Annotated in this window: 21 protein-coding genes and 1 pseudogene; 10 read left to right on the top strand and 12 right to left on the bottom strand. The window is 70.7% G+C overall.

From position 1 onward, the window contains the following. Nucleotides 1-272: 272 nt before the first annotated feature. The 3 genes from FNH09_RS22050 (at nt 273) to FNH09_RS22040 (ending at nt 2,559) form a co-directional block, all read left to right on the top strand. Entirely contained in the window at nt 273-605 is a 333-nt protein-coding gene (locus FNH09_RS22050) for a hypothetical protein (RefSeq protein ID WP_152890610.1), read from the top strand. A 170-nt stretch (nt 606-775) separates the two neighbouring features. Next, nucleotides 776-1,588, top strand: a complete 813-nt coding sequence (locus FNH09_RS22045; protein WP_152890608.1) for a hypothetical protein — start codon at nt 776-778, stop codon at nt 1,586-1,588. Next, nucleotides 1,585-2,559 (top strand): MvdC/MvdD family ATP grasp protein, encoded by a 975-nt coding sequence (locus FNH09_RS22040; RefSeq protein ID WP_202919722.1) that lies wholly within the window; start codon nt 1,585-1,587, stop codon nt 2,557-2,559. Before FNH09_RS22045 ends, FNH09_RS22040 begins: the two co-directional genes overlap by 4 nt. Here FNH09_RS22040 and FNH09_RS22035 read toward each other — a convergent pair. From FNH09_RS22035 to nthB, 6 genes are all read right to left on the bottom strand, one after another. Then, nucleotides 2,513-3,169, bottom strand: coding sequence for a hypothetical protein (locus tag FNH09_RS22035; protein WP_152890606.1), 657 nt, complete (start codon nt 3,167-3,169; stop codon nt 2,513-2,515). The two genes, FNH09_RS22040 and FNH09_RS22035, sit on opposite strands and share 47 nt — an antisense overlap. 234 nt (nt 3,170-3,403) lie before the next feature. After that, the gene (locus FNH09_RS22030) at nt 3,404-4,474 is read right to left on the bottom strand and encodes an MBL fold metallo-hydrolase (RefSeq protein WP_152890604.1); all 1,071 of its coding nucleotides are present in this window, start codon (nt 4,472-4,474) and stop codon (nt 3,404-3,406) included. A 105-nt stretch (nt 4,475-4,579) separates the two neighbouring features. Further along, complete coding sequence (locus FNH09_RS22025) at nt 4,580-5,122, bottom strand: carbonic anhydrase (RefSeq protein WP_338017645.1); 543 nt, start codon at nt 5,120-5,122, stop codon at nt 4,580-4,582. Between the two features lie 9 nt (nt 5,123-5,131). Beyond that, nucleotides 5,132-5,479: a nitrile hydratase accessory protein gene (locus tag FNH09_RS22020; RefSeq protein WP_162468915.1), complete on the bottom strand. Its 348-nt coding sequence runs from the start codon at nt 5,477-5,479 to the stop codon at nt 5,132-5,134. Then, nucleotides 5,476-6,075 carry a nitrile hydratase subunit alpha gene (gene nthA, locus FNH09_RS22015; RefSeq protein ID WP_152890602.1) on the bottom strand — a complete coding sequence of 200 codons (600 nt, stop codon included), beginning with the start codon at nt 6,073-6,075 and terminating at the stop codon, nt 5,476-5,478. Before nthA ends, FNH09_RS22020 begins: the two co-directional genes overlap by 4 nt. Further along, nucleotides 6,072-6,743 (bottom strand): nitrile hydratase subunit beta, encoded by a 672-nt coding sequence (gene nthB, locus FNH09_RS22010; RefSeq protein ID WP_152890599.1) that lies wholly within the window; start codon nt 6,741-6,743, stop codon nt 6,072-6,074. Before nthB ends, nthA begins: the two co-directional genes overlap by 4 nt. 264 nt (nt 6,744-7,007) lie before the next feature. Here nthB and FNH09_RS22005 point away from each other — a divergent pair, with 264 nt between their 5' ends. Continuing rightward, nucleotides 7,008-7,712, top strand: a complete 705-nt coding sequence (locus FNH09_RS22005; RefSeq protein WP_152890597.1) for a DUF4232 domain-containing protein — start codon at nt 7,008-7,010, stop codon at nt 7,710-7,712. A 228-nt stretch (nt 7,713-7,940) separates the two neighbouring features. Here the strand turns inward: FNH09_RS22005 and FNH09_RS22000 are convergent, their stop codons facing one another. Then, nucleotides 7,941-8,873 carry an RNA polymerase sigma-70 factor gene (locus FNH09_RS22000; protein WP_152890595.1) on the bottom strand — a complete coding sequence of 311 codons (933 nt, stop codon included), beginning with the start codon at nt 8,871-8,873 and terminating at the stop codon, nt 7,941-7,943. Nucleotides 8,874-9,054: 181 nt separating this feature from the next. Here FNH09_RS22000 and FNH09_RS21995 point away from each other — a divergent pair, with 181 nt between their 5' ends. Then, nucleotides 9,055-9,534 carry a carboxymuconolactone decarboxylase family protein gene (locus FNH09_RS21995; RefSeq protein ID WP_152890593.1) on the top strand — a complete coding sequence of 160 codons (480 nt, stop codon included), beginning with the start codon at nt 9,055-9,057 and terminating at the stop codon, nt 9,532-9,534. A 100-nt stretch (nt 9,535-9,634) separates the two neighbouring features. Further along, nucleotides 9,635-10,006, top strand: coding sequence for a cupin domain-containing protein (locus FNH09_RS21990; RefSeq protein ID WP_152890590.1), 372 nt, complete (start codon nt 9,635-9,637; stop codon nt 10,004-10,006). 33 nt (nt 10,007-10,039) lie between these two features. Here the strand turns inward: FNH09_RS21990 and FNH09_RS21985 are convergent, their stop codons facing one another. Continuing rightward, nucleotides 10,040-10,894 carry a class I SAM-dependent methyltransferase gene (locus tag FNH09_RS21985; RefSeq protein ID WP_338017644.1) on the bottom strand — a complete coding sequence of 285 codons (855 nt, stop codon included), beginning with the start codon at nt 10,892-10,894 and terminating at the stop codon, nt 10,040-10,042. 196 nt (nt 10,895-11,090) lie between these two features. Here FNH09_RS21985 and FNH09_RS21980 point away from each other — a divergent pair, with 196 nt between their 5' ends. Both FNH09_RS21980 and FNH09_RS21975 read left to right on the top strand, forming a co-directional pair. Continuing rightward, nucleotides 11,091-14,465: a helicase domain-containing protein gene (locus FNH09_RS21980; protein WP_152890588.1), complete on the top strand. Its 3,375-nt coding sequence runs from the start codon at nt 11,091-11,093 to the stop codon at nt 14,463-14,465. Nucleotides 14,466-14,907: 442 nt separating this feature from the next. Continuing rightward, nucleotides 14,908-15,321, top strand: coding sequence for an aggregation-promoting factor C-terminal-like domain-containing protein (locus FNH09_RS21975; protein WP_162468914.1), 414 nt, complete (start codon nt 14,908-14,910; stop codon nt 15,319-15,321). Nucleotides 15,322-15,545: 224 nt separating this feature from the next. On the opposite strand, the gene FNH09_RS21970 is transcribed toward FNH09_RS21975, so the two are convergent. Then, nucleotides 15,546-15,932, bottom strand: a complete 387-nt coding sequence (locus tag FNH09_RS21970) for a VOC family protein (protein ID WP_152890584.1) — start codon at nt 15,930-15,932, stop codon at nt 15,546-15,548. Nucleotides 15,933-16,136: 204 nt separating this feature from the next. Beyond that, on the bottom strand, nt 16,137-16,265 hold the full coding sequence (locus FNH09_RS49555) for a hypothetical protein (protein ID WP_274390254.1): 129 nt from the start codon (nt 16,263-16,265) through the stop codon (nt 16,137-16,139). Here FNH09_RS49555 and FNH09_RS48740 point away from each other — a divergent pair. Continuing rightward, a pseudogene (locus FNH09_RS48740) lies at nt 16,264-16,338 on the top strand (hypothetical protein); the annotation flags it as partial. The gene FNH09_RS49555 and the pseudogene FNH09_RS48740 overlap by 2 nt on opposite strands. 242 nt (nt 16,339-16,580) lie before the next feature. On the opposite strand, the gene FNH09_RS21960 reads toward FNH09_RS48740, so the two are convergent. Continuing rightward, nucleotides 16,581-17,294, bottom strand: a complete 714-nt coding sequence (locus FNH09_RS21960; protein WP_152890582.1) for an SDR family oxidoreductase — start codon at nt 17,292-17,294, stop codon at nt 16,581-16,583. 112 nt (nt 17,295-17,406) lie between these two features. Between FNH09_RS21960 and FNH09_RS21955 the strand changes: the two genes are divergently transcribed. Next, entirely contained in the window at nt 17,407-18,234 is an 828-nt protein-coding gene (locus tag FNH09_RS21955) for a helix-turn-helix domain-containing protein (RefSeq protein WP_152890580.1), read from the top strand. A gap of 164 nt (nt 18,235-18,398) precedes the next feature. Here FNH09_RS21955 and FNH09_RS21950 read toward each other — a convergent pair whose 3' ends face one another. Then, a complete protein-coding gene (locus tag FNH09_RS21950) occupies nt 18,399-18,695 on the bottom strand; it encodes a hypothetical protein (RefSeq protein ID WP_338017643.1) in 297 nt (98 codons plus the stop codon). Nucleotides 18,696-18,876 lie beyond the last annotated feature (181 nt).

Below are 18,876 nucleotides of genomic sequence, written 5' to 3'. Positions count from 1 at the left end.
GGGCCCCCGCCGCCCCTGGCTCCACTTGGTCTCCCCTCCGTCCGATCTTGCTGCTCGAGACGAGCCACCCGGTGACGCCGGTTCCGACAGCCCCGCTCCCACCGCCCGGCACGCGTCCGCGGCCGTCGACGTGGCGTGCACCCTCCTCCCTGGACCCAAAACCCGTGCCGGGGCGTTTTTCTGTCGTTCGGGTGCTTCGCGCGCCCCCTGCGGGGAACTTTCGGCGGGAGATACCGTGGAATGCACCGGGCTTCGCAGTTCAGGGGGAAATCATGACTGACATAGCCTCCGTTTCCGCCTTCGCCTCCTTTCCCGTCGAAATTCAGGACGCCGCCCGCAGGTTCGATGCCCTTCGGGCGGGGGACCTGGGAGGTCAGGGTGTGCCGGGGCTCACCCGGATGAAGGAGGGCAGCGAGGGAAGCGAGACCAGCGAAACGAGTGAGAACAGCGAGAACTCCGAGCGCAGCGAATTCAGCGAGGGAAGCGAATTCGGCGAGCGGAGCACTCCCGGCGCGAGCAGCGGATACGGCGGGTCCAGCGCGAACCTTTCCTCGGTGCCGGTCGGCGAATGGGGTCCGGTCGTGCTCCCGGTCAGTCGTGACTGATGACATGCGGGGATGGGATGTTCGCGGCTGTGGCGCATCCGGACTTTTCCTGCCGGCCGCCGCACGTCCCGATGTGACCACCGATCTCGCGCGGAACGCGTGGCAGCTCGCGCAGGCGTTGCACGCGCTCAGGTCCGCCGGGGACGACGTTCCCGACGAGTCGGAAGAGCATGAGGATCGCGGTGACTTTGCTGGTGCTCGCCCCGTCCGATGACGAGACCGCCCGCATGTTCTGTGCCTTCGCGGCGGAGCGCGGGCACAGGGCGGTGATGCCCCAGGGGTTCAACGAGGTGTGCGTCACGGTGACTTCCGGGCGGGACGCGTCGTACCACGTCGATCTCCGGGTGGACGGTGAACCGGTGCGGGGCGTGCTGCACCGGGGAATCGGGGCGCCCGGTGGTGAAGACGGTGACGCGATGTTCGCGCACGCCGAGGCGCTGGCCGTCTGGTGGTCGGCGCTCGCCCTCTGGCAGGGGCCCGTGGTCAACCGAGCGACGCGCCAGGGCTTCCTGCCATCCCTCGATCCCCTCCTGCTGGCCCGGGTGCCCGGGGTGGCGCTCCCGCCGTCCTCGCTCGGTCGGCCCCTGCACGCGGCAGCGCCCGCCGAGCGCGTCAACGTCCATCGCGAGCGTGACGGCATGTTCCTGGGCCGGGACACGGAAGCTCAAGTCCCGGACGAGATCCTGCGCTTCACCCTGTTCGATCCGGACCGCGTCCGGTACGTCCTGCTCGCCGGGGACCGGGTGTTCGAGCCGTCGCAGACCGGCGGGATCCCGAGCTCCGCCACCCGCAGCGCTCTCGCTCCGCTGCTCGACCGGCTGCGCTCGCTCGGCGCGGACTTCTGCCTGCTGGTCCTGGAGCCTACGGGCGCAGGGTGGCGACTCCTGCACGTGTCCGCTCTGCCGACGTACCACCAGTTCGAGCCCGTGCTGCACCTCGTGTTCCAGGCGCTCCTGGACCGGCTGCCGGCCGGGCAGCCGTGATCCTGTGCCTCGGCCTGGCCGCCGATCCCACCTTCGTGCACGGGCTGCGCGCCCTCGCCGCCGCGGACCTGCCGTTCGCGGTGGTCGACCTGCCCACGCTCGCCCTGTACGGCGACTTGACCGTCCCGCTCGACGATCTGCGCGCCACCACCGTCCGCACCGGCGACAGCGCAGGCCATGTGGTCCTCGGCGAGGTCCGAGCCGTGTGGTGCCGGCCGCTCAACGTCTCGGCCGCCGCCCCCGCACCGGCCACGGCGCGCCGGGCGGACGGCCAGTACCAGGCGCTGTGCCGGGTGCTGGAGGCCGTCGACCTGCCGGTGCTCAACCCGCCCTGGCGGGAGGCGACCAACGCCGCGAAACTGCTGCACGCCGTCACCCTGGCACCCGTCGGGGGCTGGCGGATCCCCCGCTCCTGTCTCACCAACGACCCGGCCACCGCGCGTGCGTTCGTCCGTTCCTGTCCCCGCGGCACCGTCGTCAAAGGCGCCGGCGCGGCGAAGACCTGGGCCACGCTCTTCGGCAGCGAGCACGAGCTGCTTCTGCCCCGCCTTCGGCATTCCCCGGCCCTGTTCCAGGAACGGATCACCGGCCCGGACGTACGCGTCCATGTCGTCGCCGACCGGGCCTTCGCCGAGTCGGTCCACTCACCGAACGTCGACTACCGCACCGCCCACGGCGCCAACCGCTACGCGCCCCTCGACCTCCCGCAGACCGTGCTGGAGGGCTGCCGACGACTCGTCGCCGACACCAGGACGCCCTTCCTCGGCGTGGACTTCAAGATCGACAGGATCACCGGCGACTGGTACTTCCTGGAAGCCAACTCCATGCCCTGCTACGAGGGTTACGACGTCCGCGCCGACGGCGCCATCTCGCGGGCGATCCTGGACTGGCTGACCGCACCGCATCCACACGGCAGTCCCTGGATCAATCCGCGGTCTCATAGCGGGCGACGTTCTTCGAGACCGAGGTGAGCAACGGCTGCAAGTGGTCCACCAGTTCCTGGTAATCGCTCGTCCGGCCGTCCGACCACTGGCCGAGTCCCACCACCATGGCGCGGCCCTGCCCGGTGAAAGCCTGCACCATTCCGCTGTCAGCCGGCAGGGTCGGCAGGCCGGATCCCGGCGGTGGAGCTTGCGCGGCCACCTCGTAGTCGTTGAAGTTCATGGTCAGCTGGGTCACCAACTTCACCGTCTCCTGTGGGTCCTTCATGGTGAAGACGGCCAGGTTGAACTGATTGTCGTGCGTGTCCTTGTACAGAGCGACCGACTCGCCGAGGCATCCCTTCCCGGCATCGATCTCGCCGGCCAGTGCCGACCCGACCGAGTCGGGCTCGGTGCAGGACTTCAGTGCGGCCTCGCCCAGCTTGGTGAAGGTGCCACCCTTGCCGTCTGCCACATGGACGGGAAACGCGTCGGCCAGGGGGATCACCGGCCGCTCTGCCGCGGGAGCGCTCGTCGCCGAGGCTCGCGGCGTCGGTGCGGCCGATGCCGTCCCTGCTGCGGCAGCTTCGTGTTCGGGGGATGACGAGGTCGTGTGACGCACGGCAAGGACGGCCGCCGTGGCCACGGCGGCCGTCGCCACGGCCAGTACGGCATACCGCGGCCACGCACTCTTCCGGGCGGGAGACGGGCCTTGCTGCATGCTGGCCGCCCACCGGGCGAAGTCGTCGTCGTGCGCCGCGTTCCACTGGCCGCCGTCGGATCTGCGGTGATCGGGGGAGGGGTTCTCGTTGTATGACACACCTGGACCGTATGGACCAGGAGGGCTTCCGAGGTACACACAGCCGGGTCACAGCATGATCACTATTTGGGTGGATCAGGCATCGGCCGCCTGGGCGGCGCCGAGTGTGCAGGTGGTTCCGACGCTGGTCTGTACCCATGCGTCCGGGAGGGCCGCGGCGAGGGCGTGCTGGGCGCGCCAGCCGGTGCAGTGGCCGGGGACGATGAGCTCGGGTGCGAGTTCGGTGAGCGCGGCCACCGTCGGGCCGATGACCGGCTCGAAGGCGGGGCCGCTCAGGTGGAAGCCGCCGATGAGGGCCAGCAGTCTGCCGACGCCGGTCAGCCTCATGGCGTGCCGGACGATGTTGACCACTCCGGCGTGCCCGCACCCGGTGATGACGACAAGTCCCCGGCCGCGCACGTTGACGACGAGCGCCTGGTCGTCGATGACGGTCGGGTCGTGTCGCCAGCCCTTCCCGTCCCAGGCCTGGTGCGGCGGTGGCATACCGCGCTCGAACTCGGTGACGCGGTCCACCTCGCCGGTGATCAGGATGCCGCCGGCCAGCAGCGACGGCTGCCGCCGCTCGATCACCTCGAACCCTTCGCGTTCCAGGGCTCCCCGTGACAGCGTGGGCATCTCCAGCCCCTGGCCGGCGGGCAGTTCGAGGCGGCGGCGGGTCCACACCGCGGGGTGGACGGTCAGCGGCAGGCCGGAGCGCCCGCGCAGCCGGGCCAGGCCGTCGAAGCCGCCCGCGTGATCGAAGTGTCCGTGGCTGAGCACGACGCCCCGCAAGCCGCCCACATCGATGCCGAGACGCTCGGCGTTCACCGCCAGTCCGTCCGGCGACGCGCCGGTGTCGAAGAGCAGCGTGCTGCTCGCGTTCCCACTGCGGACGGTGACCAGGGCGGAGAAGCCGTGCTCGGCACGCAGCCCCGCGAAGGTCTCGCCGCCGGCGAACTGCGCCGCGGCGGTCCGTCCGGCGGCCAACGACGCCCGGGCGACACCTTCGGCAGAGGGCAGCAGGGCGTCGAAGGTGTTGTCGACCATCGTCGTGACCCTGATCTCGTCGACCTCGGGCAGCGTCACCGGGTCGACGGCCGGTCCCTCCGCGACGCGGGGCGCCGACCACGCCGCCTCGGCCGTCGACCGCCCGTGGTCATCGCACATGCCGGAAAGCCCCTCCCCGCCGCTGCGGCCGGCCGCCCGGGGAGCCGAACCCGTCACGAGCCGCAGGTCCGCAGGGGGCACGTCGCCCGCAGGCGCCACGCGGTGTCATGCTGCCACCCGCTCGGGCGGTACGACAATGTCGACGAGCCCGGTCGTCACGTCGTACACGAGCCCTGACACGAAGACTCCGGCCCGCAGCTTCTGCCTGAGGATCCCGACGTCGGCGCGGACGGCGGCGACCGGGTCGGTGACCGCCTTGGCGTCCAGGTCCGCGGCCGCGACGTCGAAGTAGTCGGTCAGCAGCTCGGGGAACGCGGCCAGGTCCGTGATCCCGCAGTCGGTGTGGTGCAGGACCGCATAGTGGTTGTCGCGCGGGCCGGGGCCGCCCGTGCGGGCCTGGACGACCTTCGAGAGCATCTCCAGCGTCCGGAGCGTCGCGGGGGTGACCCGCCCTCCGACGTTGCGGATCACCGCTGCCTCGCCGAGCTGGAGCCCGAGCACGTCGGAGGGGTCGACACGGGGGTCGACGCAGCCGATGACGGTCAGACTGCCTCTGGGCATGAGCTTGAGGCCGGCGAACGATCCGCCGTCGGCGAACCGGGCGTTCCGTTCGGCCAGCTCATCGGTGTCGATCACTGTGTCGGTCACCCCGTCCTGTCAATGCGCGTGGTCGCGGTGGTCGTGACCCGGGGCGCGTTGCGCCAGGGCTCGGGCGCGGGTGATGACCTCGTCCGTGGAGACGACGCCGAGACCGGCGAGTACGTCCTCCAGTGCGCCCAGCCACAGCCGGTAGTAGGGATAGGGCCCGCCGGGCCCTCCTGACGCTGTCCAGGCGGTGATCCGGGCGATCAACGCGGTCCGGAACTCCGGCCAGGTGAAAGAGCCGGCCTCGTGCAGGGTGACGGCCAGGCCGAAGGCGCGGCTCTCCCACGGCTCGGCGAACACCAGCTCACCGTTGGAGCGGGGAGGTGCCGCCGGGCCCTCGATGTCCAGCGGCGTGCTCACGGCGCCGCCACCCTGGCCACGCCGACCATCGCGTCCCTGGTGATCAGCGGCACGAGTTCCGCTTCCGTGAGGTGCTCAGTGCCGGATGGACGCTCGGGCAGGACGAGCCAGCGCACTTCGCTGGTGGAGTCCCGGACGACGATCTGCACGTCGTCGTCGAGCGTGAGTCCCATCTCGGCCAGCACCGTGCGCGGCTCCCGGACCACGCGTGCCCGGTAGGCGGGGTCCTTGTACCAGCTCGGCGGCAGGCCGAGGACCGGCCACGGGTAGCACGAGCACAGCGTGCACACGACGACGTTGTGGAGGGTCGGAGTGTTCTCGACCACGACGATGTGCTCGCCCTGCGGTCCGGAGAAGCCGAGCTCCTTGATGGCGGCGGTGCCGTCCGCGAGCAGCCGTCGCCGGTAGTCGGGGTCGGTCCACGCCCTGGCGACGACCTCGGCACCGTTGAGCGGGCCCACGCTCGTCTCGTAGCGGGTGATGATCGCGTCCATGACGTTCGGGTCGATCAGGCCGCGCTCGGTGAGCAGTTGTTCGAGCGCCTCGGTGCGCAGCGCCACGGAAGGGCTCTCGTCGGAGCCGCCGGTGGTGGTCATGCGGTGGTCTCCAGATAGCTCTCGTACATGTCCACGGTGACGGTGAAGGGTTCGGCGTCGGCGCCCCACAGTTCGCGTGAGTCGAACCGTACGGAGTAGACGTACTGCGGATTTTCGCCCATGAAGTGCGCATTGGTGTCCGGCAGCACATGGGCGGGCTGGATGATCTCGACGACTCCGCTGTGTCCCCGCACGTAGCGCGGGAGCCGCGTGTGCCCGGGCACGGACGTGTTCCTGGCGCGTACACGCTCGCCCACGCCGAAGGCGGGTGAGGTGGCCACGGACCGCAGCGAGCCCTCGGCGGTGGGTGCGTACCGGGGCAGGTCGGGTTCCGGGACCGGCGGCTCCTCCACGTCCTCGCCGCGCAGATTGCGGGCGCGGGCCTCGACCGCACCGGGCGCCAGGACGGAGTGTTCGGTGAGCATCAGCTCTCCGCCGTTGAGCCATCGCCCGAAGTAGCCGTCGTCCAGATAGGCGGCACGGTCCAGGCGTTCCAGTGCGTGCCGGAAGGCGTCCGTGTTGACGCCGCCGCAGGCAACACGGCTGGAGAGGATCGCCAGCGCGAATGCCTTGCGCTGCCAGTCCTCCGCGAAGACGCGCTCCTCGCGATCCGGCGGATGCACCCGTCCCCAGCCCTGAGTGCCTCCCATGTCGGCAATTCCATCCATGACATAACCTCTCATCTGCCGCAAAGCAGACATGCGATTCCATCGTATTCGGCTGATGTCAGTGGCGACACGCCGTGCGCCGCACGGCGATCCGTCCGCTTGCCCGCACCCGACTACCTTGTTACCGAACACGGACAAACCTGGTGGAACAACGCCCACCCCAGCGCCATCTCATGGGGTGCAGCGAAACAGCGGATGCGGTCGGTCACCCTGCGGGAGCGGGGGAGGTGCCGCGTCCCGACCGACCATGGGGGAGCTTTCATCATGACCACGCATCGTGCGCGCCGTACCGCCCGTGCCGCCGCCCTGGCCGCCGTCACCGCCGCCCTGGCGCTGGGCCTGACCGCCTGCGGCGGCACCGACGGCGACTCGAAGGCGGCGGGCGGCGGCCACGCCGCCGGTAGCGCGCCGGCCCGGTCCGCGTCCGGCGGGGACGTCAAGACCGGCGCGGAGCAGGCCGCCGGCAGTGGCGGCACCAAGGAGGGGGCGCGTTCGGCGACCGTCCCGAGCGGGACGGGCAAGGCCGCGAGCAAGGGCACGACGGCCGCCGCCCGGCAGTGCCGCGGAGACGAGATGCTGGTCACCGCGGTGCACCGGTTCGCCGGCGAGCAGGGCGACCACCTGCTGGTCACCGCGTCGAACACGAGCACCACGCCCTGCTGGGTGACCTCGTACCCGGCCGTGAAGCTCGGCGACGACGGCGCCTCGCTGCCGCACTCCAAGAAGGACGTCCCGGGCGGCGACAAGCACCTCACACTCCAGCCCGGAGGCAAGGTGTACAGCGCGGTGAACCTCTTCGACTACGGCTCGAAGAACCAGACGGCGACGTCGTTGGCCATCGCGCTGCGCGGCGCGGACGGCCACACCGGCCCGTTCTACTCGGTCGTCCTCAAGGGCCGGCAGCCGCAGTTCAGCTGGAACGAGGCCGATGTGCTGAACTGGAACGTCAGGAAGCCGTACGACTTCTGACGGTCCGATGTGGAAGTCGGCCCGGCCCGTGGTGTGCAGCAGCACCTCCGGGCCGCGGCCCTCCAGCCACTCCTGCGTCGGGCGGGCCGTGCACAGCAGACGGCCCTGGAAGTTGACGAGGGAGTCACCTGCCTTGTTCAGGTAGGTCCAGCCCGACCATGACACGCGGCTCTGACACCGCCTTCACCTGTCTCTGCCGTCCGGCGCAGACTCCCGAGGGTCTCGGACTCAGCGGCGCAAGGTGGTCTCCCGCTCCAGGTGCGACAGCTTCTCGGGATTGCGCACGGCGTACAGGCCGGTGACGCGGCCGTCGTCGACGCGCAGCGCCAGAACGGTGTCGATCTCGCCGCCCAGCCGGACGATCAGCGCCGGGTCGCCGTTGATCTGTGTCGGTTGCAGGGACACCGCGGCGGCGATCCTGCCCAGCACGCCGGCCACCTGCTCGGCCCCCACGACAGGTGTCAGTGCGGCCCGTACGACTCCGCCGCCGTCGGTCAGCAGGACGACGTCCGGGGCGAGGATGTCGAGGAGGCGTTGCAGGTCGCCCGTCTCGACCGCCCGCTGGAACGCCTCGACGGTACGGCGGGTCTCGGCGGCGGAGGCGACCCCGCGCGGTCGGCGCGCGGCGACGTGGGCCCGTGCCCGGTGGGCGATCTGGCGGACCGCGGCCGGGCTCTTGTCGACGGCCTCGGCGATCTCGTCGTACCCGACGTCGAAGACCTCGCGCAGCACGAACACCACCCGCTCGGTCGGCGCGAGCGTCTCCAGCACCAGCAGCATCGCCATCGAGACGCTGTCGGCCAGCTCGACGTCCTCGGCCACGTCGGGCGTGGTCAGCAGCGGCTCGGGCAGCCAGGGGCCGACGTAGGACTCCTTGCGCCGGCCGAGCGTACGCAGCTGGCTCAGCGCCTGCCGGGTGGCGATCCGGACCAGGTACGCACGCTGGTCCTGCACGGTGTCGGGATCGACGCCCGCCCATCGCAGCCAGGTCTCCTGCAAGACGTCCTCGGCGTCGGCGGCCGAACCGAGCATCTCGTAGGCGACGGTGAACAGCAGGCTGCGGTGGGCGACGAACGCCCGGGTGACGCCGTCCATGCGGTCACCACGGGCGGCCGGCCCGGATGTGTGCTTCGTCCCGTCGCTCGTGGTTCGGTCGTTCATCGCCGGCTCCCGCCCGTCCGCTCTCGGCTGCGCTGTACACCAGACGCCGGTCCGCACCGCTCTGTGACACCCGTGCCCGGTGACGTGCGCCACATCCCCGCCCTGTCACAAGGAACGGGCCGTCGGCATCTTGTGTCCGTCCAGTGCGACAGCACGCAACACCACGACCGAGGACGGCATCATGGAACCCCGTTTCAACCTCTTGGACAGCCCGACCGCCGCGAAGATCGCCAAGCGGTTCTACAACGTCTCGTCGGCCCTGGAGGAATCGACGCTCCCGAAGGCCCTGCGGGAACTGGTCCAACTGCGGGTCGGCCAGCTCAACGGCTGCGGTTTCTGCGTCGACGCCCACACCACGGAAGCCGCGCTCGCCGGCGAGACCGCGCTCCGGATCAACCTGGTCGCCGCATGGCGCCACAGCACCGTGTTCACCGAGGCCGAACGGGCCGCGCTGGCGCTCACCGAGGAAGGCACCCGACTCGGCGACCACGGCGTGTCCGACGACACCTGGGCCGAGGTGCGCAAGCACTACGACGACGACCAGATCGGCGCGCTGGTCTGCCTGGTCTCCCTCATCAACGCGGCCACCCGGATGAACGTGATCGTGCACAACCCGGGCGGCTCCTACCAGCCCGGCATGTTCGCCAGGATGTCGAACTGAGCGGCAGGCGAAACGCCGCTCGTCCCTGGGTCGTTCGACCGGGCCGGTCATGCAACGAACGTACAAGACCAGAAGCGACCGGCGGCAGCACGCTGTTCGCATGACCGAACCCCGTGCATCCGTCAACCTCGCCCACAAGCTCGCGCAGTTCGACGAGCTCTGGACCCAGAAGAAGATCGCCGATCTGAACGACTACGAGGTCAAACTCGCCAAACTGAAGGGCGAGTTCATCTGGCACACCCACGAGGACACCGACGAGCTGTTCCTCGTCATCAGCGGCCGGCTCACCATACGGCTCAGGGACGGCGACGTCGTGCTCGAACCGGGCGAGCTGTTCGTGGTTCCCCGGGGCGTCGAACACTGCCCGGTGGCGGACGAGGAGACCGCCATTCTGCTGCTGGAACCGGCAGGCGTCCTCAATACGGGTGACGCGGGCGGCCCGTTGACCAAGGCCGCCGAGCCCTTGGACTGATCTCACGGCGCGTCGAGTGGCCTCGGGGGCGGGTCACTCGGCGCGCCGTCCGACGCGGAGCACGCTCAGGTAGCGGCGGGCCGCCCGGTCGCCCATCCGCGTGCGGATGCGCTCGGCGACCGCGTCGAGAAGCGGCTCACGGACGTCACGGTCGAGCCTGCGGTACAGCGACGTCGAGCGGAGGTGATCGGCGAAGCCGTCCCCGCTGAACCACTGGACGCTCGGGTACCAGCGCACGATCGTCGGGCCGAACAACCCTCCCGGGTCGTCGACCAGCCCCCAGCCCTCGTCGGTGGTGCGCACGTCGTCCTCCAGCGGAGGGTGCCCCCAGCCGGGGTTCCCCGGGCAGAACCGCTCGTGGAGATCGGCGGTCTCGGCGTACATCTCAGGCTCTCCCGGCCGGCGGACGACGACGTTGCCGAGCAGGGCCGTCCAGCCTCCGGGGCGGAGGACGTCGTACGCCCGTCGCCAGCCGATCGACGGGTCGACCCAGTGCCACGACGACGCGGCCACGAGGACGTCGAAGCGTCGGCCGCGGTCGTCCCACTCCTCGAACGTCGACGTCTCGACCTCGACGTCGCCGAAGGCGGCGATCCGCCGACGGGCGAGTGCGGCCATGCCCGCGCCCGGCTCGACGGCGGTCACCGAGCAGCCGAGCGCCGCCAGCGAGATCGTCGCCTGGCCGGTACCGCAGCCCACCTCCAGCACCGACGACGTCTCGTCCAGCCCGGTGACGGCGACGAGGTCCGCGAACAGCTCGTCCGGGTATCCCGGCCGCACCCGGTCGTAGAGCTCCGGCACCTCGTTGAACAACCGGCCGAGGTCGTCTCGGCTCGGGCTCGGGCTCGGGCTGGGGCTCGGCGGGCGCGGCTGCGGATCGTCGGTCACGAGCGCTCAGGCTATGAGGCCGGTCCACGGGGACGCCACTGGTTCGGGGGCGGTTCCGCAGTTCCTGACCGGTCGTCAATTCCGTGGCTGTACGCCCGGAATGCTCGCCGGGTCTGATATGTCTTTCGCTGGGGACCGGGCCTGTGCCCGGCGCGGCGCCTTCCGGGGTGCCGCAGGGGAGGGGACAAGCAAGCACATGAGCACCAGCACACGGGACGAGATCATCGCCGTCGAGCAGAAGGCGGTGGATCGCGCCTACGGCTGCTATCACGAGCGGCTGGCCGAACTGGGCGGGGACTCGATAGCCTCGGCCTCCGCCAGCGGCAAGGACAGCGTCGCCAACCGCATGGACGCCGAGGACAAGGCCGCCGCGTACGGCGGTCTCGGGGACGCCTCTTTGGTCATCAGCCGGGTCGACGTCCAGGACCCGCCCGGCGGGGAGCCGGACACCTGGTACGTCGGACGGCGTGCCGTCTCCGATGTCCACACCCGCGACACCGTGGTGGTGCTGTGGACCACCCCGCAGGCGAGGAAGTGGGCGCAGGCGCTGCCCGAGGCTCCGGGCGAGGTCGTTCTGCGCCGGCAACTGCGCTGCACGGGGCAGCGCGTGGACGGCTATGCCGACGACATCAGTGTCGTCCTGCCCTCCCCGCGGCAGGCTCCGGACGACGCGGGGCGACAGGACGCCGCGAAGGGCACGGCCGAGGCCGTGGGGCAGCCGGCGAGGACCACGCCGCCGGCTCTCACCCCGACCGATGTCGCCCGCCTGCACCGGCAGAGGCCACAGCAGCCCGACGACTTCCTGCTGCGGGAGCTGCAACGCTCCCGCAGGGGCAGCATGCGCGACATCGTCGAGACCATCCGCCGCGACCAGATGGCCCTGGTCACCGGCTCGCCCGCGGACATCCTCGTCGTACAGGGAGGGCCGGGCACCGGCAAGTCCGCGGTGGGTCTGCACCGTGTGACCTGGCTCGTCAACAACGAGCACTTCACCGCGCAGGACATCCTCGTCATCGGCCCCCACCAGCAGTTCCTCGACTACGTCAGCCAGGTGCTGCCCACCCTCGGCACCCGCGACGTCAACGCCGTGCAGCTATCCCGTCTGTGGGACGGCGAGATCCTGGGCACCGACAGCCCCCAGGCGCAGATGGTCAAGTCCGACGAACGCATGGCAGCCGTGCTGCGCAGGCGGGTCGAGCGGGAGTGCCGTCCCGAGGCCGTCGACGACTTCACCACCACCCCCTCCTACAAGGACGCCCAACCTGAGTTCACCGTCACCGCCGGCGGCACCACCCTGCGCATCCCGCGCTCCGAGGTCCTCGACCTGCTGACGGACGTCCGCTCAGGCGAGGGCTCCTACCGTGAGCGCCGCGACCGCTTCCGCAGCCTGCTCGTCGACCGTCTCCTCCAGGAACTCGTCGCCGTCGCCCCGCGCCGCAGCCGCGACACCACCATCCGCCGCGACCTGGAACGCAACCGTCAGGTCGAGCGCCTGATCGACCGCGTCTGGCCGTCCCCCGGCGCCCGGGAGACGCTGCGCAGCCTGTACGACTCCCCCGCCCTGCTGCACGCCTGCGCCGACGGCGTACTCGAAGCCCCGGAGCAGGCCGCCCTGCACCGGCCCCGGGCCGACAAGGCCGACGCCGACCCCTGGACCCTCCACGACCACGTCTGCCTGGAGGAACTGCAATTCCTCATCACCGGTGAGAGCCCGCGCCGTTACGGGCACATCGTCGTCGACGAGGCCCAGGACCTCACGCCCATGCAGGCCCGCTCCCTGCGCAGACGCTCCGCGGTGAACGGCTCCATGACCGTCCTCGGCGACCTCGCCCAAGCCACCGGCCCGCACGCCTACACCGACTGGGACCGGCTCGGCGCGCTGCTGTCCGACCAGGGCGACTGGCGCGTCGCCGAGCTGAACACCAGCTACCGCGTTCCCGCGGAGATCATGAAGTTCGTCGCGCCCCTGGCCCGCACGGTCGCGCCCGCGCTGCCGTACCCGCGGGCCATCCGCGAAGCCGGCGAGGGAGCCGTCCGGACGCTGGCGACCGACCCGTGGAACCTTCTCGACGACACCGTCGAGCACGCCGCCCGGCTGCTCGGCACCACCGACGGCGACACCCTGCGCTCCGTGGCCGTCATCGTCCCCGACGACTCCCGCTGGCTCGACGAGATCAGCCGCCACCTGCGCGAAGCCACCGGCATCGGCGACGAACAACGCGAAGCCCTGTCCATCCTGGCCGCCGCCCAGGCCAAGGGCATGGAGTACGACCACGTCCTCGTCGTCGAACCCGCCACCATCGCCGACCGCGGCCCGGCCGGCCTGCGCCAGCTCTACGTCGCGCTCACCCGCAGTACCCAGAGCCTGACGGTCCTGCACACCTCCCCGCTCCCCGAGGCCCTCACGCACATCGACGACACCACCACACCCCCGACCGTCCAGAGCGGACCCGCCATGACGAACGGTGAACTCCCCGAGATCGGAACGGACTTCCGGGTCCGCGTCCTGGGCCCCGGACCGGGCGGCCGCTACCGGGTCGAAGCCCTCTCGCCGCTCACCGACGTGCCCCTGGCCTTGGCCGTCCGCCACGGCTCCACTCCCCCGCACACCGGCGACGAACTGGACTGCTGGGTGCTCGCCCACGACCGGCACCACTGCCTGCTCACCGCGGACCAGCGCGGACGCCAGCCCATCTCGCCCAGGATGGCCGAACGTTACGTGGCAGCGCTCGGCGTCCTGGACGAACTGACCGGCGAGGACGGCTCCGTGCCGGACGACGCCCGCGAACGCCTCTCCGAACTCAAGGGCATGGCCAACCGCGTCCTGCGTCGCGACCAGGCGGACTGGGTGGACGTACGGCGCGTGCTCGGCTCCCCGGACAAACACCGGCTGAATCTGCTGCGCGACCTGGCGACCACCACCAACCGCGCCCTCAAGGACAACACCCTCGACGGCCGGCGGCTCCGCGCGGACCTGTCACGCACCGGCTGGACCCAGCCCCTGGCCGAGGCCCACGAGACGCTGCGCGGGCGCCTGACCGTCCAGCCCGAGCCGAACACCGCATCCGTACCGGCCGCACCGCAGGCCGCACATGAGGAAGCCGAGCCCATGACGCCCGTCGAAGACCTGCCCGCCATCCCGGCACCCACGCCGAAGGGCCTCCTGGACACGCTGGAGACGGCGGCCGCCGCCGACCGCAGGTGCAAGAAGCACGAGGCGGTACGCCACGCCCTGATGTCCGACCTGCTGTGGGCGGACCTCCAGCCGACCGACTCACCGGTCGTCGACGTCAGCCGCGCCGACGAGGACGGCCACTTCCTCTACGAGATCCTCGGCGCGGGCCACTCCGCCTACGCCGACCTCCGCTCGGGAGCCGCCCGCCTCCTGGAGATCAACCACACCCTGCCCGCCCCGGCCGACCGCCTGTACCTGGTCCTGACCGAACCGCCCGCCGAGGACTGGTCCACCGACACCCTGCGCGACGTCTTCGGCGTCCACGTCCTGTGGCGCACCCCCGGCGGCTGGGGCGGCCACGACAGCACATCAGCCCTGGGCGGGGAGCAGCCTTAGCGGTAGTCGCCCAGCACTTGAACGCCGCGGGGCGCGTCGTATCCGGTCACGGCTGTTGCTCACGCAGCCGAGCCGAGGCGCGCACCCGCACTGTGAACCTCCGCGCACACAGCGTCGCGGAACCGGTGAAGCACCCCACATGACGCACGTCACCCACTACCCGCGATAGTGGACGAAAAGCCACATGTTTAGACGCGCATCCATGCCTTGACCTGCGGATTGAGAGCCAGCTCACACAAGACCTCGACAGCCCGAATGCGGCCACAACTAGTAAAAGGGGTCATTGCGGACATCGGTCGGGGCTGGTTGTCTTGAGGACGTCGCCAGGCACCACGGCCCCCCAGGGGTCACGGTGCCTCCGCATGCCAGGACCCACGCACCACCCGCACCACCCGGATCCGGCGAGCGAGCGACCCCCTGTCCCCGAAGAACGAGGTTCTCTGTGTCCGTCTCCGCCATCCGCCGCATCGCCAGCCCGAAGAAGGCCCTCGCCGTGACCGCCATCGCCGCCGCCACCGCGGGCCTGGCCCTGACCGCGGCCCCCGCGCAGGCCGCCACGACGTCCGCCTCCTCCGCCCAGACGATCGCGCACCGGATGATCCCGGACGCGGCCCAGTACGCAGCCTTCAACAAGATCGTCACCCACGAGAGCGGCTGGAACCACACCGCCACCAACTCCTCGTCGGGCGCCTACGGCCTGGTCCAGGCCCTGCCCGGCTCGAAGATGGCCTCGGCCGGTTCCGACTGGAAGACCAATCCCGCCACCCAGATCAAGTGGGGCCTGGACTACATGAACTCCCGCTACGGCAGCCCCGCGCAGGCCTGGGACTTCTGGCAGACCCACCACTGGTACTAAAACAACCAGTGCCGGGCGTACCCCGCCCACCGCAGGCATCACACGACAAGGCCGCTGCTTCACACGAAGCAGCGGCCTTGTCATACCCGGGGCCGAGGTCGAGCCGAACGGCTGCCGGCTACCGGCCGCCGCCCCCGTCTTCGCGTCGCCGCCGGCGGCAATGGCCTGCCAGCAGGTGAAGAAGTCGCCCGGAGCCCAGTCGGCTCCCCGGGCATCGAGCCCGATCACACTCCCTGACCGAACCCCGTGCCCGAGATCGGCTGGGTGAGGTTCACCGGGTTGCCGTCGGGGTCCTGGATGTGGGCGACGCGCTGCCCCCACGGCATGTCGTTGGGGGCGCCGCCGGCCGAGCCGCCCAGCGCCTCCACCCGGCCGAGCGTCTCGTCGACGTCGTCGACGGCGATGCTCAGCAGCAACCGCGGCGCCGCCCCGGCCCCCAGGTCCGTCCTGGCCACCAGCCCGAGGTCGGTGTCGCCGATGCGCAGGCCGACGTAGAAGGCCGGGCCCTCCTCCGGTACCCGGAAGATCTGCTCGGCGCCGAACAGTTTCGTATAGAAGCCGAGCAGGACGTCGAGGTCGGCAGTCAGGATCACGGGCTGGATGGTGGACATGGCACTCCTGTCGGGACGGGTCGTATCGCCAGGTAGACCGGCCGAGGACGACGGACTCATCGGTTCCCCCGCACCACAGAGATTCCACAATTTCGCTCCCTACGGTCCGTCGGTGGATGCCCGATCCCTGGAGGACACGTCTTCATGCATGGTCAACGACACCGCCGCCCGGTACGCACCCGCCATAGGTGTGGGGCCGGCCGCCTAGGACACCCCGTCCGCGCCGAAGCCGAAGTGGCAGGACGCGCTGATGCCGCTGTCCGACCAGGAGAAGCGGTCGATCGACCAGCAGTTCGCCGAGCGGGTGCGCTCGGTGCAGGCGGTGGACGACATGATCGGGCATCTGCGCGGTGAGCTGAAGGCCAAGGACATCGCCGACAACACCTACATCGTCTTCAGCTCCGACAAGGGCTTCCACATGGGCGACCACCGGCTGCACCCGGGTAAACAGACCGCCTGGCCCCGATCCTGCACGGTGAGCAGGTGGACGACTGGCGCCAGGCCGCTCGTGCGTCAGCCCTCACCGAGAGCCAACGCGCCAGGTTGCACGCGACACTGGCGGCTCTTCGGAGGTGCGAGGGATCCAAGGCCTGCACCAAGGCGTCCCGGCTCGCCGGGTGACCCCGGCCACCGGCCGCGGGTACCGGGTCAGGTGATGCGGTGTCCTCCGTCCACATGCAGCACGGTTCCGGTGATGAAGCCGTTGTGCATCACCGACGAGAACGCCTGGGCGATGTCGTCGGGGGTGCCGACGCGGCGGGCCGGCAGCCGCTCGGCCAGCTCGGCGAAGGCCGCCTCCTTGTCCATGCCGAGCTGGTCCCAGAGGGCGGTGTCCACCCAGCCGGGAGAGACCACGTTGACGCGCACGGGTGCCAGCTCGATCGCCAGCCCGTAAGCCAGCGAAGCGAGGGCTCCGTTGGCCGCGGCCATGATCGTGTTCGACCCGTTCGGCCGGTACGCGTTGATGCCCGAGGTGTACGTGATCGAACCGGTGACCCGCCCACCCGCGTACTTGCCGACCAGCCAGGCACCCAGCAGCTTGGTGTCGACGACGGACCGGGCGGTCGCGGTGGTGATGTCGGCGCTCCGGCCGTACACGCCGGTCGCGTCGGCCGCGGTGACCACGACGTGATCCACCCGCTCCACCTGGGCGAACAGTGCGGCCACGTCCTCCTCCCGCCCCATGTCGGCAACAACGGTGCCGATCTTCCCGTGCCCGGCACGCTCCAGTTGCGCCCGGGCCGTCGTCAGTCGGTCGGCACTGCGGCCGACGATGGTCACATCCATACCCTCGGCGAGCAGGGTCCGGGCCAGGGCAAGACCCATGCCGGAGCCGCCACCGATGATGATCGCGTCAGTCATGTTCCGAGGTTGCACCGCCGGATCGGTTCCGCGGCAGGCCGCGTGCTTCCTGGGTGTGACACGGCCACCCAGGAGCGGGGGCGCCCGTGGGAGACTCGCGACTGTGAACCCGATGGCCAACTTCCTGCGGATCCGGCGCGGTCGGATCGGCCCGTCCGATGTCGGGCTGCCCACCGGGCCGGGCGCCCGGCGCACACCCGGGCTGCGCCGCGAGGAACTGGCCGCGCTGGCCGGGGTGAGCGTGGACTACTACGTCCGGATCGAGCAGGGCCGGGAGACCGCGCCGAGCGACGCGGTGCTGAGCGCACTGGCCCGGGTGCTGCGTCTCACCGCCGACGAACACGCCCACCTGCTCGGCCTTGCCGACCAGGTCGCAGGACGAACACCGCGCCGCCGACCCGCCGATCCGCGGCCGGCCAGTCCCGGCCTGCGGCTGCTGCTGGAGTCGGTCCGCCCCAGCCCGGCCTACGTACTCGACGACGTCAACGACGTACTGGCCGCCAATCCCGAGGGTCTTGCCCTGATGCCCGGGCTCGGCGACTGGCCGGCGGCACAGCGCAACACGATCCGCTACACCTTCCTGCACGCGACCGCGCGGACCCTGTTCGCCGACTGGGGCCGGGTGGCCCGCAACAGCGTCGCGCACCTGCACACCGCCGAACTGACCGCGCCCGAGCGCACCGCCGCGCTGGTCGACGAACTGTCCTCGGCCAGCGGCGAGTTCGCCGCGCTGTGGCGTCGGCACGAAGTGTGGGTCAAGCGCGCGGGCGAGACCGCGTTCCGGCACCCGTCACTCGGCCCGATCACGCTCACCAACGAGGTGCTCACGCCTGCCGGGGACGGCCAACGCATACTTATCTACCAGGCCCCGCCCGGAACGGCCGAGCATGACGCCCTGGTACTGCTGGCCATGACGACCGAGAGCACACGCACTCCGTGAACTCGCGGGCCGCCTCAACCAGCCCCCGGCGCAGGGAGCTTGTGACCGGGAACGGCGAGTTCTCCGAGATCCTCCAGCGGGCCGGTCGACGACTGATCAAGCGGCCGGTCACTCAAGGCGGCGTAGGCCGTCGGGCCACATCACATGAACCGCGTCCGACCACATCAGCTCACCGACGCACCCGGCGCCAACGCCAAGCCGGCGGCCGCGAGGAAGGCTTCAAGACTGATGACTCCGTGACCGGTGCCGTCGTCCCACTGGGTCAGGACTTCCGAGAGGCCCTGATTCCACGAGTCCGGTGTGTCGACGTCGGGGCCAGGATGCCGCTCGACGCAGCCTTCACCGTGCCGGTAGTGCAGGAACAGGTAGGCGCCCTCCGTCGTCCAGGCATCCCATTGGGACGGAAAGGCGGCGCACGTCTGCACAACCCTCTCCAGCATCAGACCCTCGACTCCGTTCACCCGGTGATGATCACGCACCGACGGAACTCGGGCAATCGGCTTGGGCTCGTTGCCCCGGCCCCCTCAAGCAGCAGCCAGACCGACTCGCCGGCGCCATCACCATCAGCCACGCCGGCCCCCTCCGAATTGGACGCCGCGGCACCCCGAGCTCGCCGTTTTGCCGGACCGGCAACAGTACTGG

Origin of the sequence: Streptomyces adustus, from assembly GCF_009377175.1 — a bacterium.
GTDB classification, from domain to species: Bacteria; Actinomycetota; Actinomycetes; order Streptomycetales; family Streptomycetaceae; genus Streptomyces; species Streptomyces adustus.
Note: the sequence above shows the minus strand (reverse complement) of the source record. Positions and strands in the feature narration are given on the sequence as shown.